This window comes from Planococcus glaciei (assembly GCF_900099655.1).
In the GTDB taxonomy this organism is placed as follows: Bacteria; Bacillota; Bacilli; order Bacillales_A; family Planococcaceae; genus Planococcus; species Planococcus glaciei.
In genome coordinates, this window is record NZ_FNDC01000024.1 from 1 (window position 1) to 25,485 (window position 25,485).

The 25,485-nt window shown below is 40.4% G+C and carries 21 protein-coding genes and 1 pseudogene; 6 read left to right on the top strand and 16 right to left on the bottom strand.

Translation table 11 applies throughout. From position 1 onward, the window contains the following. A partial coding sequence (locus tag BLQ32_RS18930) for an IS5/IS1182 family transposase (protein WP_074511750.1) occupies positions 1-1,018 on the top strand: 1,018 nt, incomplete at its 5' end. Between the two features lie 116 nt (positions 1,019-1,134). Here the strand turns inward: BLQ32_RS18930 and galU are convergent. The 13 genes from galU to BLQ32_RS18990 all read right to left on the bottom strand — a co-directional run bounded on the left by galU (position 1,135) and on the right by BLQ32_RS18990 (position 16,733). Further along, positions 1,135-2,013, bottom strand: a complete 879-nt coding sequence (galU, locus tag BLQ32_RS18935; RefSeq protein ID WP_074511752.1) for a UTP--glucose-1-phosphate uridylyltransferase GalU — start codon at positions 2,011-2,013, stop codon at positions 1,135-1,137. A gap of 216 nt (positions 2,014-2,229) precedes the next feature. After that, positions 2,230-4,230 carry an acyltransferase family protein gene (locus tag BLQ32_RS18940; RefSeq protein ID WP_074511753.1) on the bottom strand — a complete coding sequence of 667 codons (2,001 nt, stop codon included), beginning with the start codon at positions 4,228-4,230 and terminating at the stop codon, positions 2,230-2,232. 393 nt (positions 4,231-4,623) lie between these two features. Continuing rightward, the gene (locus BLQ32_RS18945) at positions 4,624-6,888 is read right to left on the bottom strand and encodes a pre-peptidase C-terminal domain-containing protein (RefSeq protein WP_074511755.1); all 2,265 of its coding nucleotides are present in this window, start codon (positions 6,886-6,888) and stop codon (positions 4,624-4,626) included. Positions 6,889-7,277: 389 nt separating this feature from the next. Further along, a complete protein-coding gene (locus tag BLQ32_RS18950; RefSeq protein WP_074511757.1) occupies positions 7,278-7,571 on the bottom strand; it encodes a hypothetical protein in 294 nt (97 codons plus the stop codon). Positions 7,572-7,581: 10 nt separating this feature from the next. Next, positions 7,582-8,406 carry a PGN_0703 family putative restriction endonuclease gene (locus tag BLQ32_RS18955; RefSeq protein WP_074511759.1) on the bottom strand — a complete coding sequence of 275 codons (825 nt, stop codon included), beginning with the start codon at positions 8,404-8,406 and terminating at the stop codon, positions 7,582-7,584. 148 nt (positions 8,407-8,554) lie between these two features. Further along, positions 8,555-8,812: a hypothetical protein gene (locus tag BLQ32_RS18960; RefSeq protein WP_074511761.1), complete on the bottom strand. Its 258-nt coding sequence runs from the start codon at positions 8,810-8,812 to the stop codon at positions 8,555-8,557. 172 nt (positions 8,813-8,984) lie between these two features. Then, on the bottom strand, positions 8,985-9,143 hold the full coding sequence (locus BLQ32_RS19915; RefSeq protein WP_175557154.1) for a hypothetical protein: 159 nt from the start codon (positions 9,141-9,143) through the stop codon (positions 8,985-8,987). Positions 9,144-9,279: 136 nt separating this feature from the next. Then, positions 9,280-10,566, bottom strand: a complete 1,287-nt coding sequence (locus BLQ32_RS18965; protein ID WP_074511763.1) for an ATP-binding protein — start codon at positions 10,564-10,566, stop codon at positions 9,280-9,282. A 572-nt stretch (positions 10,567-11,138) separates the two neighbouring features. After that, the gene (locus tag BLQ32_RS18970) at positions 11,139-12,230 is read right to left on the bottom strand and encodes a hypothetical protein (RefSeq protein WP_074511765.1); all 1,092 of its coding nucleotides are present in this window, start codon (positions 12,228-12,230) and stop codon (positions 11,139-11,141) included. Positions 12,231-12,287: 57 nt separating this feature from the next. Continuing rightward, on the bottom strand, positions 12,288-13,373 hold the full coding sequence (locus BLQ32_RS18975) for a hypothetical protein (RefSeq protein WP_074511767.1): 1,086 nt from the start codon (positions 13,371-13,373) through the stop codon (positions 12,288-12,290). Positions 13,374-13,461: 88 nt separating this feature from the next. After that, positions 13,462-14,616 carry a PrsW family glutamic-type intramembrane protease gene (locus BLQ32_RS18980; RefSeq protein ID WP_083335398.1) on the bottom strand — a complete coding sequence of 385 codons (1,155 nt, stop codon included), beginning with the start codon at positions 14,614-14,616 and terminating at the stop codon, positions 13,462-13,464. Between the two features lie 16 nt (positions 14,617-14,632). After that, a complete protein-coding gene (locus tag BLQ32_RS18985; RefSeq protein ID WP_074511771.1) occupies positions 14,633-16,240 on the bottom strand; it encodes a zinc ribbon domain-containing protein in 1,608 nt (535 codons plus the stop codon). 10 nt (positions 16,241-16,250) lie between these two features. Next, complete coding sequence (locus tag BLQ32_RS18990) at positions 16,251-16,733, bottom strand: zinc ribbon domain-containing protein (protein ID WP_074511773.1); 483 nt, start codon at positions 16,731-16,733, stop codon at positions 16,251-16,253. A 161-nt stretch (positions 16,734-16,894) separates the two neighbouring features. Between BLQ32_RS18990 and BLQ32_RS18995 the strand changes: the two genes are divergently transcribed. The 5 genes and pseudogenes from BLQ32_RS18995 to BLQ32_RS19630 form a co-directional block, all read left to right on the top strand. Further along, complete coding sequence (locus tag BLQ32_RS18995; RefSeq protein ID WP_074511775.1) at positions 16,895-18,313, top strand: TcaA 3rd/4th domain-containing protein; 1,419 nt, start codon at positions 16,895-16,897, stop codon at positions 18,311-18,313. A gap of 44 nt (positions 18,314-18,357) precedes the next feature. Then, the gene (locus tag BLQ32_RS19000; RefSeq protein WP_074511777.1) at positions 18,358-19,776 is read left to right on the top strand and encodes a TcaA 3rd/4th domain-containing protein; all 1,419 of its coding nucleotides are present in this window, start codon (positions 18,358-18,360) and stop codon (positions 19,774-19,776) included. Between the two features lie 207 nt (positions 19,777-19,983). Beyond that, on the top strand, positions 19,984-20,571 hold the full coding sequence (locus BLQ32_RS19005) for a hypothetical protein (protein WP_074511779.1): 588 nt from the start codon (positions 19,984-19,986) through the stop codon (positions 20,569-20,571). Between the two features lies 1 nt (position 20,572). Then, positions 20,573-22,513 carry an SH3 domain-containing protein gene (locus BLQ32_RS19010; RefSeq protein WP_074511781.1) on the top strand — a complete coding sequence of 647 codons (1,941 nt, stop codon included), beginning with the start codon at positions 20,573-20,575 and terminating at the stop codon, positions 22,511-22,513. A 39-nt stretch (positions 22,514-22,552) separates the two neighbouring features. Continuing rightward, a pseudogene (locus tag BLQ32_RS19630) lies at positions 22,553-22,883 on the top strand (SDR family oxidoreductase); the annotation flags it as partial. Positions 22,884-23,047: 164 nt separating this feature from the next. On the opposite strand, the gene BLQ32_RS19920 reads toward BLQ32_RS19630, so the two are convergent. The 3 genes from BLQ32_RS19920 to BLQ32_RS19025 form a co-directional block, all read right to left on the bottom strand. Continuing rightward, entirely contained in the window at positions 23,048-23,464 is a 417-nt protein-coding gene (locus BLQ32_RS19920) for an SHOCT domain-containing protein (protein WP_074511783.1), read from the bottom strand. Between the two features lie 22 nt (positions 23,465-23,486). Beyond that, positions 23,487-23,636 carry a hypothetical protein gene (locus BLQ32_RS19925; protein ID WP_175557155.1) on the bottom strand — a complete coding sequence of 50 codons (150 nt, stop codon included), beginning with the start codon at positions 23,634-23,636 and terminating at the stop codon, positions 23,487-23,489. 234 nt (positions 23,637-23,870) lie between these two features. Next, positions 23,871-25,283 carry an alanine/glycine:cation symporter family protein gene (locus BLQ32_RS19025; RefSeq protein WP_074511784.1) on the bottom strand — a complete coding sequence of 471 codons (1,413 nt, stop codon included), beginning with the start codon at positions 25,281-25,283 and terminating at the stop codon, positions 23,871-23,873. Between the last annotated feature and the right edge of the window lie 202 nt (positions 25,284-25,485).

The following is a 25,485-nucleotide window of genomic DNA, read 5'->3' on the forward strand; positions in this document are numbered from 1 at the left end:
CAACTTGAAAAAACCGCAAGAGATCCTGCAGGATCAGTCCCGCAAATTGCGGAAAACCATTTATTCAGTAAACGAGTCGATGAAAGAACAGTTTCCGAAGAAGAATACAAAAGATGACCTCGAAGCAGAACTCAAGTATTGCAAGGAATTGATTGCTACGATTGAACAGGTTCCAGGCCTGTCGGCCCATCCGAAAATTGGAGAATCGCTTCGCCTGCTGGAAGAAACAGTAGCGGATGACATCGAACAGGTACGCTGTTCTTCGGATGCAGATGCCCGAACCGGGCATAAAACTGCCGATACATCGTTTTTCGGCTATAAAACCCACCTCGCGATGAGCGTCGAACGCCTCGTTACGGCAGCTATCGTGACCACGGGGGAAAAGAGTGACGGGAAACTCCTTCAGTCTCTTATCGAAAAAAGTTGCGCTGCCGGCATCCCGGTGAATACGGTCATTGGAGATACGGCGTATTCGGAGAAAACCAATCTGCAGTATGCAGAAGATAATCACATCTGTCTTATTTCCAAATTGAACCCCAATATTACGGATGGCCATCGGAAAAAAGAAGATGAATTCGATTTCAATAAAGACGCGGGCATGTATGTCTGTAAAGCAGGCCAAATGGCGATCCGAAAAGCCCGGCAGGGAAAAAAAGGCGTCGGAACGAATCAAAAGGACACCTACTATTTTGATATCGAACGCTGTAAGCGTTGCCCACTGCGGGAAGGCTGCTACAAGGAAGGCGCCAAAAGCAAGACTTACTCGGTCTCTATTAAATCCACTGAACATGCAATCCAGCGGGATTTCCAGGAAAGTGAGTTCTTTAAAAAAGCGGTCAAAGAGAGGTACAAAATCGAAGCCAAGAACAGTGAACTGAAGAATCGACACGGATATCGGGTGACTTCCGGCGTCGGATTGAACGGCATGGCTTTGCAAGGCGCTATGGCGATTTTCACCGTGAACTTGAAACGAATTCTTCGATTAGTGGATGAACCTAGGGAAGCTCCAGATCAATAAAAATGCAAAAAAAGAGTCAGAAGACAAGATTTCCTGTCTTCTGACTTTTTTTTAGTCTCCCGTTGATTTAAAGGGAGGTTTTTCAGTGGCCTCCTTTTCAGGGAAGCTGTTCTTTTTTATTTTCTATTGTACGATTCCTGCAGTTTCCGTTCAAACAGCTTCAACAGCTTATCCCGCAGTTCCGGACGCTGCAGCGCAAATTCAATCGTCGTTTCGATAAAGCCGTACTTCTCGCCAACGTCATAGCGGCGGCCGTCGAATTCATAGGCATGCACCGGTTGCACACCGTTCAGTTTCTGAATGGCATCGGTCAACTGGATTTCCCCGCCTGCCCCGGGCGTCTGTTCCCCGAGGAAACCAAAAATTTCCGGCGTCAGGATATAGCGTCCCATGATGGCATAGTTGGACGGCGCGGTTCCTGCTTCCGGCTTCTCGACAAAGCGGTCCACTTCGATCAATTTTCCGTCGATGGAAACCGGATCGATGATGCCGTAGCGGTGCGTCTCGTCTTCTGGCACTTGCTGGACGCCGATGATGCTGTGGCCGGTGCCGTCAAACTGCTTCATCAACTGTGCCAAACAGGGCTCGCTGTTTTGGACGATGTCGTCGCCGAGCAGCACCGCGAACGGCTCGTCGCCGATGAATTTGCGGGCCGACCAGATGGCGTGCCCGAGCCCGAGCGGCTGCTTTTGGCGGATGTAATGGATTTCCACATTCGATGTCTGCAGCACCGAATCGAGCATGTCCACTTTTCCTTTTTCCCGCAGCGCCTCTTCCAACTCAAAGGCATGGTCGAAATGGTCTTCGATGGCGCGCTTGCCTTTCCCGGTGACAATGATGATGTCTTCAATCCCCGAAGCAATCGCTTCTTCTACGATATATTGGATTGTCGGCTTGTCGACAATTGGCAGCATTTCCTTCGGCATCGCTTTGGTCGCGGGCAAAAAACGGGTGCCGAGCCCCGCCGCCGGAATGATCGCTTTTTTGATTGGCATATGCCTCACCACTCCTCTTTTCACAGCTTGTATTCCGCTTCTGATTCGTCGGAACTTTCTAACGGATTAAAGAAAATTATACCACTGTTCCGGCAAATCCTTGAATGTTATCCCGTTTGCAAAGGGTCGGATGAAACTAATAAAATCCTTCCTTAACATCCATCGATGCTAAAGAAGGCCGTCTTTAGGTAAAGCATACTTACCAGTTTTATTCCTTTACTTGGTCTCCAATTGTTCCAGCGCGTCTTCCAGCGCTTCGCCGATCACCGGAGCCATCGTCTCTACGTAGCGGGTCGTCAAGTGAGCGCGGTCCCGGTAGATGATGATGTTTCCGATAATCGGAGGACAGGTTTCATCGTCGCAGAAATAAGGCGTGGTATCAAAAAAGCTGACATTACCAGGCAACCCTTCGGTGTTTTCCCACGGAAGCACCTCAGATAAGACTTCGTCCCTCGGCGCGGAACAGTCTTCCGCTTCTTTCACAAGACAATCAGCGATGTTCTGCGGCATTTTCGGGTTGTCCCGGACAGCGAAGATATCCGTGATGCCTTCAAACGCTTTCCATTTCTCGACATAGCCGCTAGGAACGGTGTCTCCTGACTCGACGGTAGACGTCGTGAAAATCATGTCCGGCGGATTCTGTTTCAAGGCTTCGGTCACGTCTTCGTTCCATGCCATACATGACTCCGATAAGGCCCCGCCAAAATCATCCGCCGTAAACCGGCAGGCATCTTTGATGAAGACATCAACCTGCAGGTTTAATTCCGGGGCGATTTTCTCCAGTGCCGGGAACCAGTGGCCGGAATGCGAGCCGCCGACCAACGCAACGACGTGATCCGGATCCTCCGTCACGCCGTACGAGCATTTCTTCACCGTGGCATCTTTCCCGTGCGAAGAACATGTATGCCCTTCGTAAAACGACGGAAGATCGTCTTTGATCATGCCCATCGATGGAATCGGCTCCACCCCTTCTTCCGGAACGATGTTTTCCGAGATGGCGCGTGCCCCCGGATATTTCTCAATCGAATACTCCATTGCGGCTTCCTCGTTCATGCTTGCCTGGACATATAAATTCCACGAAGTACCGACAACAATGACCGGCAGTGCAATCGCGACAAGCACTTTCGCAACCCGCCGTTTTGATTGCCGCACATTCAGCTCGCGTACCGGTGCTTCAATCTTTTTAATGGAGAACACCGACAGCACAAACGACAGCGCGAGAATGGCGATGCCTGCCAACAGCGTCACCGTATCGGTTTTGAAATAGGCGTAATAGAACACCAAAAGCGGCCAGTGCCACAAATAAAACCCGTAGGAAATGCTGCCGAAATACATCAGCAGCTTGGAACTCAGCAGCCTCTTCACGCCGAAGCGGCTGCTGTTTTCCGCTGACACGATGACGAAGATTACGCCAAACGTCGGCAATAGCGCTGCATAGCCCGGGAACACGGTAGACACCGGCAATACCATGCCGGTAAAGCAGATAACGGCCAAACCAAGCCAGCCCATGACGAAACTGACGGTTTTATTAAACGTCAGATACGGAATCAACAAGGCCAAAATACCGCCCAAACTGAATTCCCACGCCCGTGCAAACGTATCAAAATATGCCCACGGCTGATTGGCATCGGTCATATAAACCGAATAACTCAGGGAAACCGCAAAGATGGCGACAAGTACCGCCAGCAGCGTTTTGCGGACCGGTGTCTTGAGCACTTTCTTCGCGAGTAGATACACCGCCGTAATGATGAACGGCCACGTTATGTAAAATTGCCCTTGAATCGACATCGCCCAGAAATGCTGCAGCGGGCTCGCTTCATTGTTCTGCCCCAAATAGTCGACCGCGCTCGTGGCCAGCTGCCAGTTCTGGAAATAGAACATCGATGAAAACAGCTCGGAAATCGTCTGCTTCCAAATGGTCTGCGGCAACAGCCAAATCGCCAGCAATGCCGTAACCAACAGCACCGTGAACGACAAAGGCACAAGCCGTTTCGCCAAGTTCAATAAATTCTCGATAAAGTTAATTTTCCCGTCCCGCTCCATCCGGGACAACAAGGACGTTGTGATCAAATAACCAGAAACGATAAAGAAAACGTCTACGCCTCCCGATACCGATCCAATCCAAATGTGATAAACCGCAACCAAAAAAGCCGCTACCGCCCGGACTCCCTCGAGTTCAGGACGGAACTTTTTCTCTGGCATCCTTAAATCAGCCAAAACTGCATCTCCTTTCAATATCCACATGAAAACGTAAAATTTTTTGTATAACTTCAAGCCACCGTTCTATACTCTATCGCAAAAAAACAATAAACGGTTTTGTTTTTAATAAAAATTACGTAATTTACATAAATTTAATGTTCTAAGCTGAGTTACATTATTAGTCATTGCTTTAAAACACAAGCACTCACTGTGTTTTAAGTGTACTTCCTTTACAAATTACCCCGTCCTCATGTCTATCTTAATTATGGATAAATTGTCGTTTGAAATGGTAGATTCTATATATATGAAAAAGAGGATAACCAGCAATGGTTACCCTCTTTCGATATTTTTATTCGATTAAATTTCTGCGACTTCCATTATTCCACTTGAATAGCGGCGGTGCAAAAGTATTTATAGCTTAGTGGAAACAATCGTCGTATATGGGCTGTATATCTTTTTGCCGCTGACCACACGATATGCTCTTACTTTATAGTAATATGTTTTTCCTTTGCCCAATCCTGTGTTCGTAAAAGTAAGAGACGATACAGTCGTCAAAGTTTTTACTTTTGTATAAGTTCCCGTCTTAGCCGTCGCATGGTACACTTCGTATCCGCTCGCTTCGCCGACTTTCGCCCAAGTAGTTTTGATGGCCGTTGTACTTGCTTTAGCGGCGGTGACTTTTGCTGGTGCAGCTAAAGTCGGTTTGGCGCTGCCGATATTCGAAAACGCATAATAAACTTTTTTACTGCTAACCGTTTTATAAGGTTTCACTTTATAATAGTAGGTTTTCCCTGTCGTTAAGCTGCTATTTGTAAAACTTAACGTGCTGCCGCTTGTAACCGTACCGACTTTGCTGTAAGTTCCAGTGCTTGAAGTGCTTCGGTACACTTCGTAGCCTTGGGTCCCCGGCATTTGTGCCCAACTTACTTTCAGTTTGTTATAACCAATTGATGTGGCTTTGACCGCAGAACTAACTACTGTAATGGTTTTAGTCGAACTTCTATTGCCGGCTGCATCAATCGAATACACACCGATTTTCGTTCCGGCTTTTTGTTTCGGTATTTTCATGCTGTACTTTCCGTCTTTTGCCGTGGTTTCTGCAATTTTCGTCGATCCTACCACAGCATAAACTTTAATGTTTGAAACTGCAGTACCAGCCAAAGCAGTTCCAGTGTCGTAAATCGAGTCAACGCTTGGCGTTTTATCGGCAAATGTCGCTTTCAACCGATAATTAGAGCTTGTAAGACCACTCCACCCATAAGGCTCAATATGAATGTAGTATGTTCCTTGGGCTAATGTTTCCTCGATTTTTATAACGTCTCCTCCTGTATACAGGTAATTACTAGCTACTACTGTTCCATTTCGATCATACAAACCTATCCAAGCACCACCTGTTGTCTTATCAAGTAAAATTGTGGCTTTACCAGATTTGTTTGTAGTAAATTGATAGACATCGCGATCGATAGATGAAGCACTGGTCGATGAATAAGCTTGATTGGATATTAAAGGCGCAGCTGTTTCATTCGTATCATTTGGTTCCAGAGTCGAAGCATTTCTACTGAAAGTAGAAGGATAAGTAGCATTAATCCGGTACACTGCATTTGTGATTCTATTCCAATCATACGGTTCCACTTCTAAATAATAGGTGCCTTTTTGAATATTTCCCTCCAACACTTTGCTGTTGCCGCTTGCGTATGCATATCCACTGTCTACCGTGTCGCCATTTGCATCGTATAATCTCAAATGAAATCCGCCTGTTGTTTGATCTAACGTAATGTAAAAAGATCCATCTTTATTAGTTGTAAATTGGTATACATCTTTGTCGTTCCGCGTATCGGCACTGGATTTATAAAAACTTCCTGATGTGATGGACATACTGGTTTCTTTCGTGTCGTTTGGTTCGTAAGTTGAAAGATTTCTTGTGAAAGTTGAAGGGTAAGTGGCTTTAATTCGGTAAGTCGCACTTGTAATTCCTTCCCATCCAAGAGGTTCCACAGCAAGGTAGTATGTTCCTTGCTGAACATTTTTATTTAGCACAACATCACGGCCGCTGCCATAGCCAGATCCATAGTCTACTGTATCTCCATTTTGGTCATACAAGTAAAAATAGAAACCTCCTTTCGTTTGATCTAAAGTGATATAAATTTCTCCGTCTTTGCTTGTTGTGAATTGATAAACATCACGATCTAAACTCGTTTCTGCTGTAGAAGTGTAGTGACTTCCCGACGCAATCTTCATACCTGTTTCTTTTGTATCATTGGGTTCGTAGGTTGTTGCATCTCTAGTAAAAGCTGAGGGGTAAGTAGCTTTCACCCGATACGATGCGCTTGAAATTCCACTCCACCCATTTGGTTCAATTTCTAAAAAGTAAGTTCCTACAGGTATGTCTTCCGATATAACAATTGTATTTCCGCTGTAGTATTCGTAACTGCCTCCAATAGTCCTTCCATCTGCATCATATAAATACATGGAGAATCCACCAGTAGTTTGATCTAATGTGATATAAGTTTCCCCATTTTTTTGAGTGGTAAATTGATAAATATGAGTATCGTTTGTACCTATCTTCGCAGTTACCGGAACACCTGATGTGATGTCCCTTTCTTCAGCTAAAGCTAAATTGGCAAAAACCAGTGATAAAACAAAAATCAATAAAGCCGTATAAAAAATCTTTTTCAATAAATTCCTCTCCTGTCCTCTTCTTTTTTGTAAACAATCGATAAAAAATTGAACAACTCCCCCTTTGAGAAAACGCGAAATAGATACAGTGACATCGACCAAAACACAAGGACTAATGCATCAGGCTTATGTAACTATATATTACCATAAAATGTTATTATAACTAGAAATAGTTTTCTATAATATTTGGTTCTTTATCTGCTAAAAGTGATCAAAGCAAAAAAGAAGCCTGTTCCAATTACTAGAACAGACTTCTTTTTAAAACTTTCTTTATACGTTAAATACATAGTGCCTTTTGAAATTATTAATATTAACAGCATTCTTATCTTATAGCACTTTTGAAGACTAACTACCTACTTCTAAAATCTGCTATCATTTCAAATTCCCTCTTAATCCTCTTCGGGAATTTCCTCTTCCCAAATTCGTTCTATAAGAAACTTGAAGTCCGTTTTTCTCTTCTTATCGGCTATTTCAAAAAACTTAACCAGATTCAGCAGCTCAGGGTCAGCCTGTTTCTCGCCTGCCAGCAATTTATCCATATGCAAAAGCAGGTATTTCATCGATTGCATTTCGCCGGTCCAATAATCATAATTTCCCGTTAGCACGCGGTCTGCTTTTGCCAACTGGATTTGTTTCATCGCGTAAATTGCTAAATCTGCAATGATCGCGTCCTTGCTATCCATATTAGTCCTCCTACACAGTAAGATACTTCTCGCAGAAATCTTTATACTGTGTTAACAAGCGGTCGGGCGTATCCGGTGAAGACTGAAGTAAAACCACTAATGCCGAACACAGGTCTTCCCAAGTTATTAAACGGATTTTTGGATGGAGATTCTTTTCAATTACATTCTCTATGAGGTGTTCGTACTCTTTACGGATTTTTTGATTCCCTTTTGGATAGAGAATGATAACCATATTTTCTTCCATAGCATCTACATAAGAGATATTGCGCATCAATTGATAGTTCTTCATTAACGTTCCGTATTCATCTATGCCCGGCTTTAGTTTCCCAGCTAAGCGTTTCTTATAGACAGTATCGTATTTATTTTGATATTTAATGGCTGGAGTCTCTTTTTTGAATCCATCTTCAGTATATTTGATTTCAAAAAAGAGCTGCTTTCCTGATGCCAGCATAATATAGAAGTCGAAGTTTGTGCCTTCTGCTCGGGTAATGACCTTTTCAAATCCGTATTCTTCGATTTCTTCATGATTTAACTGTAAAATTTTTAGTAATAAATAAAGTTTATTTTCTTTCGTAAGCGGATAAAAAAAGTTCAAACACACTGCTTGAGATGAAGTCAGATGATGAAAATCTTTATGCAAGTGAATTTTCTTTTTCCCGATATAGTTCTTCAATTCCATTCGGTAAGGTTCCAGCAGATTTAATTCTTTTTGATTGTCAGGTACTATATAAGTATATTTTTTCTTATTAGTTTTCCAAGTTCCGTTTTCTATAACCCCAAGGTGATCAATTTTGTAAGTAGCTAAGTGTTTTTTCACCTCATCTTTATATGTCAATTAAATTCCTCCCACTCCCTTATTTTCAGTGCTTTACCGTAAAATAGCTTGCAAGCATAAATTCGGCAAGGATAATCAGTTTCCCTTTCAATATTCCTAACTAAACGAAATAAAAAAGAGTGCCCTCATGGACACTCTTCATAATCACTCATTTAACTAACTCAACCGTTACGCCATCACTGCCATCTTCTCTGACCTCTTTCGAAAAACTCAATGCCTCATACTTGTTATGCAACTCTTCATCCGTTTCCCGAAAGACGAGAGCTAATGGCCGCAAGGCGATGTGCTGGTCGATTTCAGCTAATTCCTTCATGATTCCTGATTCATTGGTTTCGAAGTAGGCTTTTACTTCTTTCAATTCATCTGCACTTACTAGGTCCTCAATTGCTTGGGTATTCAAATCCATAATGTCCTCCTTTTTGCCAAACTAGAGTTTTGAGCTCTTAACGCTGGATTGTTTCTATCCGAGTTGTCATTGCGCCTAACAGTTTTCACCATGAAGACTTACTTCTCTATACTAAGACCTTAAATTTCCAGGAAAATGAAAAAGCGCTCCCTATAGGAGCTGCCTCGCTTCATTATTCCATTTCAACCAATTCTTCTACAGAGCCTGTTTCTTCAAAAGCGCCGATCCCTTCGCGCAACGCTTTGGCAAATTCGTCCTGGCTTTTGAAAAAGATCACTTGGTTTTCTGTTGTGTGGGCTTCCGCCCCGTTTACTTGGTTTGTTCTATTCATATACTTTACCTCCAACAATTCAAATTGATTTTTTCCGTATCTAAATTATTCCCTTTTCACTTCGCATTAAACATAAAACCCCAGCCAGAAACCGCTGCGGTTCCTGGCTGCACTTGCTTCCCCGCTTATCCCTTATTCAACTCGACTGCTTTTGGGCTTCTACCGGACTAAACCGGGCTACAATCATGTCCTCTCCTTCAGTTGAGAGAATCTGCAGCCCTTCATAAAGGGCATTTACGGTTTGCCATAGTTTTTCTTCTGTGTCCGCAACGATGTTAAACCGGCCAAACATTTGGCCATAGGAACCGGTAACTTCAATTTTGTCCCCAACGCCCCTCGTCAAGACCTGGGAAATGACCTCGGGCATCTCTGCTATTTTCTCCAGTCCCTTAATTTCCGCTATGGTTCCATTCCCAAGAAGAATGGGCAGGTTGCAAGAGGGCTGAGGAAGTCCGCCATTGTCGTATTCTGCCATATCGTATTGATCGATTGGTTCCCCTACAGCTAAGTCCAGCATCATTCCAAGCAGATTAATGCCTGTCTGATGCTCAATAATGCGGTAATGCTGTTCGCCGCTTAAACGGAATCCCATTTCGTAAATGTAAAATGAGCCCCTTTCAAAAAGCGATTGGATAAACACGACCCCGTTCTCAATCCCCATTCCTTGGATCATTTTTCTGATCGGTTGGTCCAAAGTTTCGATAAACTGGTCTTGATGCCGGGACGGAAAGACCATGGCAATCGGCAAAGGCGGATGCTCTTTGCTTTGTTTATGCACATGCCGATCGGCCACAGCTGCCAAAAGAACTTCCTTGTTTTGAATCGTGTAAAACATCTGCACGCCATAGGAATTATCGATAAACCGTTCCACAATCACTTTTCCTGATTTTGAAAACCCGAGGGCTTTTTGGTATCCGTCGCTTACTTCCTCCTGGTTGTAACAGACCGTGATTCCCTGGCTGGCATAGCTGTCCACCGGTTTGACAATGACCGGGAAGTCGAGGTCAGCCAATGTGCCGGCATCCATGTCTCCGACAAAGAGATACTCTTCAATGACCGGAACTTGATAGGCCCTGCAATACTCCTTGAACTGATCTTTATTCGAACAAATCTCCAGCTGCTCTTTTGTCGCATAGAAAGGCAGTCCGAGCTTTTCACACAAAGCTTGGGCATTCCACGTGTTGACGTCTTCAAACGCCGTGAAAATGCCATCCACTCTTTCCTCTCTCGCCAGCTCTGCGACTTCCTCGATTTCCGCTGTACTGATGTCACAGGATTTATCCGCATAGCTTTTGGCTGGAGATCCGGCTTCCTTGTCGATGACGATGGTGTAGAAGCCCATCTCTTTGGCCGTTTCTACTACATTGACCATATGGTGGCTTCCGCCGAGTATTAACAGTCGTTTCTTTTGAGTATCAGTCATTCTAAAAGCCTCCTAGGCGGTTAGTAAAAGCTGTAGATTGGTTTGCCGCTTTTTCCTTTTGGAGCCTAATTTGGATTTTGGGGCAGCTATAGAGCACTTTGTGTAGGATTAACCATAATACGGAATATCTATTTACCTAACGCGTAGAACAATAACTAAACCTAATTTACCAGTTCAGATAGAAAGTGTCAATTTAATTTCTGAATATTCATAGTATTTTTTTCTAAATATTACCGCTTGAAATGTGTGAATGCCAAACAGGATTGAAATTGGCACAATCGCCGGTTTGGAATCAATGGTCAATTAGATTAAAATTTTGGTTTCCTTTTTGCTATGAATAGGCAAAACTGCAGTCGTATAATGTTGCAGTTTTTAGGTGCGGTATGTTCACTAAGAAATTGTCGTAATTAAATGTAGTCTTTTGCATACAGGGGTGTGATTTTCAAATCAGTTAGATTCTAAAAACAGGAAAAAACCGCAATTGGAAACTCTTGCGGTTTTTGCTGGCTGCGTTTTATATATTCGTTTGTCAGAACTATGCTAAATTCTTTTGCATACAGAATTATTATTCTTTATGATTTGATTAATCCACTATCTTTCTTTATTGCCTGGACAATACTCCATCGTTTATTGAGAAGAAAAACATTCGTTACTATTAATACTGCATTTAAAATAAAATAAACTGTCAAGAAAACTCTATCTGCTACCGATATTAGCAAATCTGAATATCCTTCCGCATCAATCTGAGATTGCAGTTCTGCATACTGCACAAACGTCGGAAGGCAACTGACTATAGCGAGCACTATAGGAATAACGCCATAAAAACTTTTGTTCGTTCTTTCTAAAAGGAATAGTACAACTTGTAAAACGGCAATAAAAATAAAGAAAACGGCAACTTGCGTATCTCCATAGCCCCATTCCAGATAATCTTGTACAGCAGAACCCCAGTTATATAATAAAATTCCAAGGATGATATTTAAAAAAAGATTAACCGTTATACTCGGTCTTTTTTCAATAGGCTGCATTTCTCCTTTCAACTGCCCGTTGTTTAAAGGTCTCTCGGAAACTAACGAATGAGGTACAAGTTTCTTTGAAGAAATAAATAGCGTAACAATATTAACTAAAGCTAATGCGCCAAATAATACAAAGCATTTCCCCATTAAGGTAAGATCCCCCGAAGCCATTGCTTGAGTATTGTATCCTTGATAATAAACCCATTCTTGATAATCTTTATACATTGCCAATGTTGGAAAGATACTAATGAAGCCTACAATTGCCGGAAAGAGAACAGAAACACTTTTCTTTCTTCTTTGTAGAAATACAAGTAAAACTTGAACCAATATAATGAATAGCATAGTTTGGCTTATGTAGTCTTCTGCGCCGCCCCATTCGATTTGTCTTTCAAGAAATGAATTTAACATAATTAATGCGATACTGATGATTATACTGACTAGTATATTGGGCCAGGTTTTAATAGCAGCGTTTTTGATTTGTTGTTCGTTTGTGTTGCTTATCGAATCCCTTGTTTCTTCTATTATGGTCTTTTCAACGGCTACTGGCTTCATCAATCCATCATTCATTAAAAACTTACTTCCACAATTTGCGCAGAATTTTCCCATTCCAATTTTTTCATGCCCACAATTACTGCAAAATGCTTCTTTCATTTATTATTCTCCTTCTATCATGTTGCTATACAATAGGATGTTTATATTCCGTTAGTATCAATTATTGTAATAAGCTGTTGTTCCTATATCTGCAGTAAATCCTATTACTTGAACAGCATCGCCAAAGGCTCCCACTTGTACCTCAATGGTTGAAGGAGACGGAAGACTGTCGCTTGTATAATTATAAAAAATATAAGGCGATTCACTGTGTGACTCTACTAGCCTAGCATCTTCTGGTAATATGGAAGGAATAATTTCTTTCGCCTCATCTAACGGAATCATATTACCATCAAATCTAACCGTTAACGTATGAATCAGGTTTGTCGAAATATGTCCGTATAAACTGTTGGATAGTGAAAAAGAATAGACATCATATTCTTCGTTATATTGAGTGGGATCTACTTTAGATAGTTCTTCTGCAAAATCGCCGATTCTAACGTCATTTTGTATTAACGAATACACTGTTATTTCATCTGTTAAATCATCTGTGATTTCTTCTTCAACGCTGTCTGAACTATATTCTTCATATGGATCATTTCTATTCATTTCAATGTAAATCATATTTCCATCTCCGTCACAATCTAGCCAGATGCTGCCATCCTCTTCTCCAAAAGCTCCCCTCACACTCACTGAAACACTGCTTCCGCCAGTTCCTGAAAACCTCTCAATTAATACAGTTTCCGCATCTTCTCCAACCACATCATATTCTGAGAATCCTTCTGCCTCATAACCTCCTGAATCAATCTCAGTTCCCAGCTCAATATCAAGACCTAGATAGTCAAAAGCTTCAGTATAATGTAGCGATTCTTTTTGAGATAACTCTACTTGAATGCTTTGGATTGTCCCATTTTTTTCTTCAAACTTGTAGTCTCCAGATTCATTTTGATAAAGCCAAATTTCACTTTCTTTATTTTCTGGCGAACCTAAGATCTCCCTTAAATCTTCTAAGCTATAATCTTCTTTTATAACCTTAGCAGAGCCTCTTAAAATGGATTTCGATACATCTTTGTTTCCTTCAAGTAGATTTCCTCGCTCTTGATTATTTGTCTCAGAAGGTTCTTTTAAAGTTTCGGATTCCGCCGTTTTTGAACATCCAGACAATAGTAATCCTGCAACCAGTAAACCCATTAACGCTGTTCTCATTGTTAGCCTCCATTTAACGATTCAACTTATAATTGGCACTTTTTATGGCAATCTCCAAGCTAGGAATTCCAATACTTAACTCCTCACATCACTCATTTACATTCAATCGCCCAATTTGTTTAAGGCCCGCATTAATGAAAGTAAAGATGAATAGCCAAGCGACTCCGATAAGCACAAATGATAATAAATAAAAATATTCACCTGTGTGAATAGGCATATCCCATACTGCATGCAAAATCACCGATATAACAAATAACTTAAGGAAATTTACATTTAGCACGTGATCCGTGATCAGCGCATGGTCCCCTTTAACATAGACAAGCGCTGCCCCTGCTATTGCGGACCAGACAATATGTGTGCCAATGGCTGTCCAAGCCCGGAGGAAAATCGTAGAAAGCATTGCATCAGTTTCATAACCTAGAGCATTGAACACATAGCCTGCGGATTCAAATGCAGCAAATCCTGCACCGACGGTTGCACCAATCAATAAACCATTTAAGATGAATTTCGGATTTAACTTTTTGATAAAGTAAATGATGACTGCCAACTTCCCTACTTCTTCCACAATGCCAACAACAGTAGCTCCCGTATAATCTAAACCATAAATGGAGTGATAGACAGGAAAGATTGAGTAAAGGATTAAGGTGAGTACCAAAGATGCAGTCCCGCCAATAAAGAACATTTTAGCCGTTTCGTAAATACTGATGTTTCTCGGTGCATTCATCTCCCAAAAGAAGATGAGCAAAGAAAAAGGAACAGCGAAAGAACCGACTAAAATCAGGCCCGGAATTGCATTGCTGTTTTGAAACTCAAATACACAGACATAAAGCAAAATATAGGCAAAAACCAACATCAAAAAGATTCGGGAGAATAACCAGGGTTTTGGCCAAGAAGCTGATATTTCGCTTTCATTTGGCGTCGTCAAACTGGTACCCGCTATAAAAAGGAGCTCTCCTTCCTCTTTTTCATGCTTTTTAAAGACTGATGAAAATACATCTTTTAAATTCACTTCGATCGTTCCTTGTTCCCCTACCATTGCGTTTATTCTTTCAGTCGCTTGAAGCAAAGTCCCTTTTACCTGATCCGGAACACTCTTGGCCGGCTGCTCTTCTATACCAGCAGCATAGCTGTTCATCTCTCCTGCATAAACACTTTTAAAAACGGGCTGTACCCGTTCAGAACCACAACCCGTACAAAATTTCCCGTCACCATTTACCTTTTCACCACAATGAACACAAAACAAAACTACTCCTCCTTTTTTAGTTAACAGGACCGCTAAGATACCTATTCAAACATCCTCCCGCAGCAATAAACACCAAAGCGAACAAAGCTGAAATGATAAATACCGGCAGTATGTTCGGCTGAATTTGCAAAAGAAACTCTTCCAACCCAAATAATTCTTCACCGCTAATACTTGCAGAAACTTTTAAAGTAGAGAAAAAGCGGGTAAGTGCCATGACTCCGCCATAAATAGCACTGAATTTTAAAAGCTCAATGATGCTCAATTTATGTGTGTGATACAAGTGGTACCCCACCCAAACAAGCAAAACTGCAGGAATGAGAAAACTTACCTTCAATAATAATGGAACGCCATTCTCTAAAAGAAACAACTCTTTGATAAAATCCCCACTATACAATAAATCAAGGACACTTAATTCTTCAAAAGAACTGAATAATTGTAGTGTAAAAGCTTCTCGTTCTTCGCTATCAAATGCCTTGAAATTTAAAGGAATGAAATGGCTTAAATTCCATGTCCACATACCCATTGGCCCTGCAAGTAACTGACTAGGAGTAGCTCCGCTCACTTCTGGAATGTCTTCGTAAATTCCTTCTGAGAAAACAAGGAAAAATGCACTAAACAATGAAAGGCCAAAAATTGAAATGCCGATTGAATAGATTGCATATTGAAGATATGAAGCTTGTGTTTTGACAAAAGAAAAAACATTCTTTCCATGTATTTTTAGGAAAGCTGCTAATCCTGAAATAGTTGCAGCAAGTATAACGCCCATAAGAAATGATTCGATTAAAGGAAAAGTTCCTTTGATATTTATATCGACCATCGAATAATAGATGTCAATGGTTGAGATAAAAGTAAAGCCGGCAATTGAAGAAGATATCATCAAAAACAAACCATAAACGAAACTAAATTGCAGAATGGATTTCCAAAATGGAAGTTTGTTCTTCTCAATATAGTAGCCAAGGATTACTCCCCCAATTACGAGTACAAATACAACAATGGGCAATAAAGAAAGCGTAGTATTCTGGGAGATCAAATCAAATTTCCCTTGAAAAAATTCCCCTTCATCACTTCCGCTTATCTCTCCGGTAAACGAAAAATCGATACTGTGCATGGATGCAATATACGTAAACAGATTATAGATATTAGGAAAATCAATGTTCATCATACTTTCTTCTTCTAATTCCTCTGCAATGAACCGATCCATATATTGAAAATCCACTTTGGTAATTTCACCAAAAGAGTTGTCTACTATGAAGTTTTCAACTTGAGTTTTAAGCACAAGCGCTGCAAGAAAAGTCAGCATAATTGTAATTCCTACTGCCACTAGCACTGGAACTATTGATTTCTTGGAAAATGACAGGCCGGCTATAGCCGGAAGAGAAAAGAAATTATCCTTCACACCATCAACCAAGTCGTCTGCAGTTTTGTTGATGTTAACGCTACTATGCGATTCACCGCAATGCTGGCAATACTGCGCGATTGGGCTCAGTGCTTTTCCGCAACTTCCACAATAGCCTGCAGTTCTATGTGTGGTATGGGCTGCAAGAACCGGTTGCAGGTCTTGGCCATCGTTCGGACAGTAATTAATGGAAGCTGGATGTTTTATACCGCATTTTTGACAAAACATATTTTTCCTCCTACACTGCCCGCGCTTCTTGTCCACAGCATGGACAATAAACAGCAGAATCAGGAATAGTTTCATTGCAGTTTTTACACACTTTTAAAACTTCTACTTTTTTCTCAGATATCACAACAGGCGTTCCACAAGAACCACAAAACTTAGAATCTGCGAGAACAGCTGTATTGCACTTTGAACAAACATTTGTCTGTTGAGTAGCAGTTTTTAATTCTTCTATTGCCGCGGCCAACTTATATACCTCTTTATCAATTTCCTCAATGTGCTTAGCAAAAACAGCCAATTCTGGATCCGCTAATTCGTGAAGGCGTATTTTTTGGTGGGTCTTGGTTCCGATTTGGATAATATACTCTTGCCGCTTTTGGCGAAGGGCTGCAATTCTCTTTTGTACTTCCTTTGCCTCTTTTTCCGTTAGTATCATTCGTTTGGTTTGTTGAAGTTCTTGAACTTCTTGATTTTCAATTTCGTTAGTCATGCCATTCATGTATAAGCCCCCACTATGAAGAATAAATTTCTAGTTAAATAATATCACATTACTTTAGTATAAAAGACTGTTTTATTACTATTTTTTTCAAAATTTTAATTCATTTTGACCCAACAACATGTTATATTTATTTCATTATAAAGTTAGTGGAGGTCAAGAAAATGAACAATTGCTCAAGTTGTGGAGCAACAAGAAAGGATTCAGACAAATTTTGCTTGAATTGCGGCAGTAAATTTGAAAGCATCCAAAAAACAAAACCAATGGATAGCTCCATTGATCCAATAATTCCACCAAAAAACCGAAAAAAAAGAGTGATAGGACTGGTCTCTATTGGTTTGGTTTTTGCAGCATTATTTGCTGCACATTTTTTTCTTCAGGCAAAATACGATTCTTCGAAAAAAATTATTGAGATGAATCAAGCGTTTGCCAAAGGAGATCCGGCAGAGTTCTTTTCGTATTTTAGCGTTGATGACGACATAGTTTCCGATGAAAAGGGGTTTTACTCTTTTGTTGAAAGCGAAGGATGGGAAGAGATACGGAATCAACTGCAATCTGAGAGCAAGCTTGTTGAAAATGGTGGTTTGGCTGATATCATTTTAGATTCTGAAGGCAATAATTTTCTGTCAGTAGTCAACGAGCCGAAGTTCTTTGGTTTATATGATAATATTTCTTTTCTAGTCCATCCGGTGATTGTGGAAGCTGCCATGCCATTTGACAAAACCAGTCTTACACTTGGAAATTCCACTGTTACTGGGAATCAGGGCGACAACAAAGCCGTAGGAAAATTTTTACCCGGAAATTATGAATGGCAAGCTTCTGCGCCTAGTACTTACTCTTCAATAAAAAACAAAGACACTGTCACTGTTCAAGGGGATGGAGAAAATTTATACTCGATAACTCCTGACTTAGCTGCCGGTACTCTTAATATTACATCTGACGTTGATAATGCCGTTTTATGGATAAACGGAAAATCAACAAAGAAAACAGTAGGAGAAATGAATGCTATCGGCCCTGTTCCTTTTGATGGTTCGATTGAAATTCTTGCAGAAACAACGGATGAGAATGGAAAAAAAGTGAAGAGTGAAACTGTTTCTGTAGAGGGTGATGCTGTTCATTTAACTTTCCCCCATGTACAAGAAAAAGCAGTGAAGGAACTTGCCCAAAGAAAAGAAGCAGAAGAATTGAAAGGACTTGCTGAATCCCACGATTACAACGTTAAAGATTTCATCAGCTATTTCCGTTATGAATTTGAATCGGCATTAAACTACGGAGATTATGCTTATCTCTCTTCGTTCTTTCCAATGGGGAGCTCCATTGAATCCGAATACATGGAAAAAATGGTCGAACACGCAAGTTCAAGCGAATTTTATGAATATGAATTTTTAACTACTGAAGTCACTGACATCGAAGCTTTAGACCAAGAAACTCTTTTGGTCTATACAGAAGAAGAATTCTTATATACTTTATCGGACAAGCTGTATAGATACTACAAAACCAAAGCCTATACTCTTACCATTAAAGGGAACGGCTACCTCATTACAAATATAAAAGAACTAACAAATGTAAAAAGAGAAATCTAAAAATTTAAGCCTATTAACTGGTTGAAATCACTGGGGGAATTGTTATGAGAAATTGTACGAATTGTGGAACCGAAAGAAAAGAGAGCGATAAGTTCTGCTTGAATTGCGGCTTGAAATTTGAGGAATCAGAAAAAGTTCTGCCAATACAGGAAACAAAACACACCATTTTGCCGCCAAAAAAACGCAAAAAAAGATTGATTGGGCTCATTAGTGCTGCCGTGCTTGTAACGGGCTTAGTCGGAACCCATCTTTTTTTACAAACAAAATACGATGCTTCCAAAAGAATTATTGAAATGAATCAAACTTACACCAAGAGCGACTCGGCCCAGTTTATGTCTTACTTCACTGTGGAAGATGATGTCGTAAAAGATGAACAAGGTTTTTATGATTTTGTTGAAAAAGAAGGATGGGAAAGCATTCGTGACCAGCTAAAAACGGAAACTTCACTTTTAAAAACGGATGGCCTCTCCAATATAATACTGGATTCAAATGGAAATAAATTTTTGTCAGTAGTAACTGAACCTGTGCTTTTCGGTTTGTATGATCGCGTTTCTTTTCTGGTCCATCCTATTAAAGTGGAAGCTGAAATGCCCTTAGACAAAACCACGATAGATATCGGTGCCAAAGAAGTCACAGGTGACAGCGGCGAAACAGTAGTTGTAGGAAAATTCCTGCCTGGCAGTTACCCATGGACCGCTTCCGCCACCAGTTCTTATTCTCCGATTAAAACTAAAGGAACAGCTACTGTAAAAGGAGACGGCTCCAATTCCTATGTACTTAATCCTGAATTGAATGGGGGCATGCTCAATATTACATCTGATGTTGCAGAGGCCGTATTGTGGATTGACGGGGAATCTACTAAAAAAACTGTCAAAGAGATGAACTCTATTGGTCCGGTCGCTTTTGATGGATCAGTGGAGATCATAGCTGAAACAAAAGATGATAAAGGCAAGGTTGTAAAGAGTGAACCTGTCTCCATTGATTCGGCAAGTGCCCACCTTACATTTGCCCATGTTCAAAAGAAAGCAGCTGCAGCACGAGCTGAAAAACAAGCGGCTGGAGAACTTCAAGACTTAGAAGAATCGAATGAATATGCTGTCAGTGAATATATCGCCTCTTTCCGAAACGAGTTTGAGTCAGCTCTTAACTACGGTGAATTCTCTTATATTTCCAGTTACTTCCCTCCAGGCAGTCAAATACAATCGGATTACGTCGCAGATATTGCCCGGCATAATGCTATGGACGCATACTATACCTACGATTTCGAATCGACTGTAGTAACCGACGTTAAAGCAATAGATAAACAAACCCTGCAAGTTATCACAGACGAAACTTTCCTTTTCTCCTCCGATGGAGATGATTATCAATATTACAAAACAAAAATGTACACCGTGGAAATCCTGGATTATGGCTATTACATTACGGATATTGAGCAATTAGCTACTAAGCAAATAGCTATATAAATTTAAAAAGCACGTCTGTCTCGCTTATTAGCTGGCAGCGTGCTTTTTTTAATCGCTCTTACTTTAGTGAAAGTCATTCTTCATTTAAGAGATTAATGCATACGAAAAAGTTAAGAAAATTTTAAATTTAGAAATACATCGTATTGTTTTTTTACCATTTAACGGATTATAATGGGTATATAATCACGATAGAAGAGAGGTATTTTGATGGATTCTTTTAATTCAACTTTATTAAGTGCAATATATGCCAATGATAAACTGATTCCTCCGATGGCAGGAGTTCTTAAGTTCAAGAAAAATTTACTAGGGGGATCTACATTAACAGATGAAAATGGAACGACTATTTTAGAAACGACTCCTAGTGCAGCTGGTGGAGAAACTGTGATGTTTACAAATGGAGAAACTGCTCATTTATCAGAAAATGTTTATGGGAGTGCCACGCTTGATTTTACAGGAACAACACCGGATATCGTCGGCACCGCATCTATTTTCGGTGCCGAATCCTTCGAAAAAGGCGGAGTCTTTATTGGAACTACAATTCCTAACTTTGCAGGAGATGGAGTAGTTTTTTCGAATTCTGCTTCTGAATCACTACTTACTAGCTCTCCAGATTTTTTTGGCAATACTCTAGTGGCTTTTAGCTCTCCATTCATTGAGCAAAACTTCCCTATGTCGTCATTGGATTTGCAAAATTCATTCGTCGACATTGAAGCTATTTTATCGCAATTTTCTTTGGCAGACTTAAGTTCCACTATAGATGCTGTTGATGGATTAGACTTCCTCGGTTTATTCTAATATGGCAATTAAAAAATCCGCAAAAAAAATAGAAAATTATTTCATTAATTCTCAGGTCGAATACAGTAATATTGTGATTGATTTGCAAAAGCGTTTCAATATAGAAGTTTGCGAAGAAATCATTGCTTTTGTTCAAACTAAAACTGAAGAATCCATGGAACTAATTTGGCAAAAGTTAAAGATTCGGTATGATGCACTCTCTAAACTTGATCAATCATTTCCAAATAAACCGACAAAAGAGGATAAGAATCAATACTTGAAAGAGTTTTTCAGATTAACTGATCCCAAACAAATTTCAAAAGAGTTACAAGCTGCACTCAAATTTAATGAGTTGGAAAAAGAGTACCAGAAATTTATTAAAAAGCTTAAAACACAAGAGTTTGGAAAACTATTTACTCGATATGTCTACCCTACACATTTCTTTAATAAGTTAAAACAGTCAATTTTACAGCATGTCAAACTTCTTATTAATTCTTTAAAAAAATATACAGAATCTATTGGTAACCATGCTGCGGTCCTAGAAAAGATTCATCAAAATAGCAAAGACCAAGCTTTCATTAAAGGAGGTGCTGCCTTACTGGGTATGTTTGTAGGAATCCCTTTTGCCGGCGCAGGTATAGGTGCTTTAATGAATGGAAACGATAAAACAATACTCGAAAGCTCTATGACTAAAGTTTTAAACCAGTGGAATTCCTATAGTGAAGACTTCGATAAGTTTATGAAAACTCTTGAGGATAATTACCGATTGGCGGTAATGACAATATACGGAGGCACAATTTCTCGAGTCAATGACCAACTCAATTTATATAATTACACTTTTGAATCTATGTCTTTACTTAGCGGACATTATACTTTGACCATCACAGAGAAAGAATCCAGGGCTGCAGAGAAATGGGTTAAAAAAACAACTTTTGGCATTAAACAACTTATTCTTAATAAACAGTGGAAAGAGTCTATTAAAATTTCCGGCGAACTCTTTCAAATTATTAAAAAACAGCCCATATTAGCAAGAAGCAAACTCTATGAGGAAAAGTCAACTCTCTACATTGCTCATAAGTATTACTATTTAGCTTTTCAAGAAGCTCTATTAGAAGAATATAAAAATGGCCATAAAGAACAATTCTTTACCACCTGCAAGAAGCTCTATCAAGAATTGCCGCTCTTAATACAAGATAAAGACATCGACTCCCCTTTTGCAAAGCAAGGACATTTACTATTCCGTTTTGTAAAAGAAGGAATTGAAAATGGTAAAGTAGAAGATTTGCAAGTTATTTTAGATTATTGGAATCGCGTCTATCAGCGGACGCAATCTACTGGAATATTTATCGGGGAAGTTGGTCTTTCTGTGAATGACATACAGAACGAGTCAAAAGCCTTGTTACTAGTAACAAATTTTTTAGAAGAAATACTTGGATTAAAGGATAGAACTGCAGATTCGCCAGATGAAAAGAGAGTTTACTTTTCTGCTAAACAAATTAAAGGCTTACAAAAAATTGATAAAGAAATTGGTAAACCAGATAAGCTGACCCAGTATCTTAAAGATGAATATATTAAGTCTATATTCCTTCCTTGGCGAAACTTTCCACTTGAATGGATATTGAAAAAAAGACAAAAACTTTTAGTTACTATCCTTGGAGTAGTAATACTTTTCAGTAGTTTTGCTTTGGGCTCTGAAGTATATAACTCTAGCAATGAAAAATCTTCCGATAATCCAACGACTATTGAAAAGCCGTCTATAACTTATTTAACTCTAACAGTTGAATTCGCCAATCTTCGTGATTCACCTACACTAGATGGAGCCGTCATTACTACTGTAGGTAAGAAAGACAAAATTCAATATTTAAACAAAGACAAAACCGATTCTAATGGTACTCAATGGCATAAAGTTTTGCTTGGTAATGGGAAGGAAGGTTGGATCAGCGGAGCCATTAGTACAAAATAAGTGCTATGTATGAAAGAATGAAAAGCAGCCCCAAGACGCGAATCCTATGAAATGCTGTCTACGTATACTGCGACGAAGCATGCGGTCAAATTATTTACTTATTCTTCTGCAAAAGAATTAACGAAACACAATATCCGAGTCAATGCATATTGTCCAGGCGTAGCCAGCATCGCTAGGTATGACCGAATCGAGGAAGAAATGGTGAAGTACATTACCATATACAGCCGAGGATGCCTTCAAACAATTCTCTGGAAATATCCTGCCAGGCTCCGGAAGATATGGTTAACCTAGTCTCTTTCATGACATCTGAAGAAGCGGATATAACACAGGACAAACTATTGTGACTGATGGTGGATTAGTGTTTATGTGAATAAACTAAGAAAGCTATCAGAAAAAAATAGAAACGCCGTATTCACAATATACTTGCGAATACGGCGTTTCTATTTTTTTGTACAGTCTTCGGGTTCTGCCATGTCTAATTGTTTTGTATTAATAAAAGAAATCGAAATGCGGGAAATCACTAATATGGAGTCATTATATTAGTTGTCGCTTTAATTTAGTAAACTCTTCTTCTGTTAATATTCCATCTTTATACATTTGAGCTATTTCACTTAATTTCTCAATGGTATCTTCTGATAAAGGAATTGCGACCTGCTGGTTTACCTGTCCAAATTTCTCATTAAATCTTTTAAGTGCATTGGACATTACTTCTTCTGATCCCCATGCCTTCCGAAGGTCATTTGGATCTAATAATCTACAATGACCAGTCATTTTGTTCTGTTGAAGCTTCCATCCAGAATTCTCTTCCAATGTATTCCAAAAAACCTTCCCTCCCGCTGAAGGAAAATCAATATTAGGCATATCTCCAACTAAATTACAAAGCTGTCCAATTAATTTGGGATTTGCCGCTATAACAGCTAATTGTATTTGTATAGACATAGGAATTACCATTTAACTCATCCTTTCTCCCTTTTCATTTCTTTTCCATTTCTTTTCGGATTGTCCCAATCTTTTTATCACTTCTAGTATCTCTACCATTCGGATTTCTAATTGTACCCGCAGGTAATCCATGTTTCTTTTCAAATGTACCCACCGTACAATCACTTCTTGTTTTACGCGCCATATTTCTGCTCCTTTCTAATTCCTTTATTCACTTTATTTTATCTTAACAAGTTCTATAGTACTAGTATTATTTAACTAAAATACATACATTTATTAGGTCAGTATATAGTTCTCTTTTTCCGGCTCTCAAGTAAAAGAGTTCAAACAACCTTCTTATTCTCTAGACACAACAAAAGCCTTGAATCTCCCATAGGAAAACTCAAGGCTTTTACTCTTTTACACAGCAGAGATCCAGTTAAGACTCATAACTCTCTCTAGCCGCTGTTTTTTTCGCTTTTTTCTCTTTCTGGTCTTTCTTATAATACTGATCCGATGTGAAAAACTCGGTGGTCAGTGCTTTTACTTTGTTACTCAACAACAGGATGGCGATGACGTTCGGAATGAGTATGGCCGCAAGCATAATGTCGAGGAAGCCCCAAATCACTTCTGCTGCGCCGACCGCTCCCAACACGATGGCCAGGATATAAACGACTTGCATGCCGTAAGACGCTTTCATGCCGAACAGGAACTCGGCCTGCTTCGCTCCGTAGAAAACAACGACGAGTATCGTAGACAGAACAAAGAATATCAAGGCGATGGTGACAAGGATTGAACCAAATCCGCCAAAATACGATTCAAATGCCAAGCTCGTCAACGCAGAAGAATTGTCCATGGCTCCGTCTGCCGTCCAGACACCGGATGACAAAATGACAAATGCGGTCGCGGTACAGACGATCAGCGTATCGACGACTACGCCGACGACTGCCCAGAAGCCTTGTCTGACCGGATGGTCGGTCATGGCCGCTGCGTGGGCGATCGGCGCCGTTCCAAGCCCTGCTTCGTTGGAATAAAGACCGCGGGCAAATCCCCATCGGATCACTTCCACAATGGCTGCCCCGGCAAAACCGCCGACAACGGGCGCAGGAGAAAATGCGTTGCTGAAAATCAGCATGAAGAATTCCGGAACCGCACTGACGTTCATCAACAGAATCACGACTGCGCCTCCGACATAAAACAACGCCATAAACGGAACAAAAATTTCCGTTACCTTGCCGATCCGCTGGATGCCGCCGAATACGACAATGGAGATTAGAACGGCAGTGGCAATACCCGTCCATAAGGCAGGAATATTGAATGTCGTTTCAACTGTAGTGGCGATGGAATTCCCCTGCACCATGATGCTCGGAATCAATTCAATCATCAAGGCGAAGGAAAACCAGACGCCGAGCCATTTCATGTTCAAGCCTTTCGTCATGTAATACATCGGCCCGCCGACAAATTCGCCCTTGGCGTTTTTCTCGCGGTACTCGACCGCAAGCACGCTTTCAGCAAATTTGAGCGCCATGCCGATCAGCGCAATGACCCACATCCAGAACACCGCTCCGGGTCCACCGAACATGATTGCCGCCGGCACCCCGACAATATTCGCTGCACCTATGGTGGAAGAAAGAGCCGACGTCAGCGCCTGAAAAGGCGTGACCGTCCCTTCGCCTTTCGGTTTCTTGAACACACTGCCGAAGGTTTGTCCGATGATATAGCCAAAATAACGGAATTGAAAAAATCCAAGTTTAAATGTCATATAAAGCCCTGATAACAGCAGCACCGTGATGAGCGGAATCCCCCATAACCATGCCGAGAAATCAGCGACTTTCTGTAAAAAAAACTCCAACTGCTTTCCCCCTATAATATTTCAGTATATGGAATGTTTCCCTAGTAAGAACCGATTTAAACTGAAATTGGGAAATTCCATAAAAATAAAAGGAGAAAATCTGAATTAAGAGTTGATTACATTGTTATTTATTAAATTTTTTCTGAATGAAATGATGCCGACTAATTTAAGATGGAATTAATCTTTTCATCAGAAGTGCTAT

Excerpts from the sequence above, each read along its gene's own strand:
- galU (WP_074511752.1), bottom strand. The coding sequence starts at position 2,013 with ATGCCAATCAAAAAAGCGATCATTCCGGCGGCGGGGCTCGGCACCCGT.
- BLQ32_RS18950 (WP_074511757.1), bottom strand. The coding sequence starts at position 7,571 with ATGGATAGCAAGGACGCGATCATTGCAGATTTAGCAATTTACGCGATG.
- BLQ32_RS18960 (WP_074511761.1), bottom strand. The coding sequence starts at position 8,812 with ATGGATTTGAATACCCAAGCAATTGAGGACCTAGTAAGTGCAGATGAA.
- BLQ32_RS19915 (WP_175557154.1), bottom strand. The coding sequence starts at position 9,143 with ATGAATAGAACAAACCAAGTAAACGGGGCGGAAGCCCACACAACAGAA.
- BLQ32_RS18965 (WP_074511763.1), bottom strand. The coding sequence starts at position 10,566 with ATGACTGATACTCAAAAGAAACGACTGTTAATACTCGGCGGAAGCCAC.
- BLQ32_RS18970 (WP_074511765.1), bottom strand. The coding sequence starts at position 12,230 with ATGAAAGAAGCATTTTGCAGTAATTGTGGGCATGAAAAAATTGGAATG.
- BLQ32_RS18975 (WP_074511767.1), bottom strand. The coding sequence starts at position 13,373 with ATGAGAACAGCGTTAATGGGTTTACTGGTTGCAGGATTACTATTGTCT.
- BLQ32_RS18985 (WP_074511771.1), bottom strand. The coding sequence starts at position 16,240 with ATGTTTTGTCAAAAATGCGGTATAAAACATCCAGCTTCCATTAATTAC.
- BLQ32_RS18990 (WP_074511773.1), bottom strand. The coding sequence starts at position 16,733 with ATGAATGGCATGACTAACGAAATTGAAAATCAAGAAGTTCAAGAACTT.
- BLQ32_RS18995 (WP_074511775.1), top strand. The coding sequence starts at position 16,895 with ATGAACAATTGCTCAAGTTGTGGAGCAACAAGAAAGGATTCAGACAAA.
- BLQ32_RS19000 (WP_074511777.1), top strand. The coding sequence starts at position 18,358 with ATGAGAAATTGTACGAATTGTGGAACCGAAAGAAAAGAGAGCGATAAG.
- BLQ32_RS19005 (WP_074511779.1), top strand. The coding sequence starts at position 19,984 with ATGGATTCTTTTAATTCAACTTTATTAAGTGCAATATATGCCAATGAT.
- BLQ32_RS19010 (WP_074511781.1), top strand. The coding sequence starts at position 20,573 with ATGGCAATTAAAAAATCCGCAAAAAAAATAGAAAATTATTTCATTAAT.
- BLQ32_RS19920 (WP_074511783.1), bottom strand. The coding sequence starts at position 23,464 with ATGGTAATTCCTATGTCTATACAAATACAATTAGCTGTTATAGCGGCA.
- BLQ32_RS19925 (WP_175557155.1), bottom strand. The coding sequence starts at position 23,636 with ATGGCGCGTAAAACAAGAAGTGATTGTACGGTGGGTACATTTGAAAAG.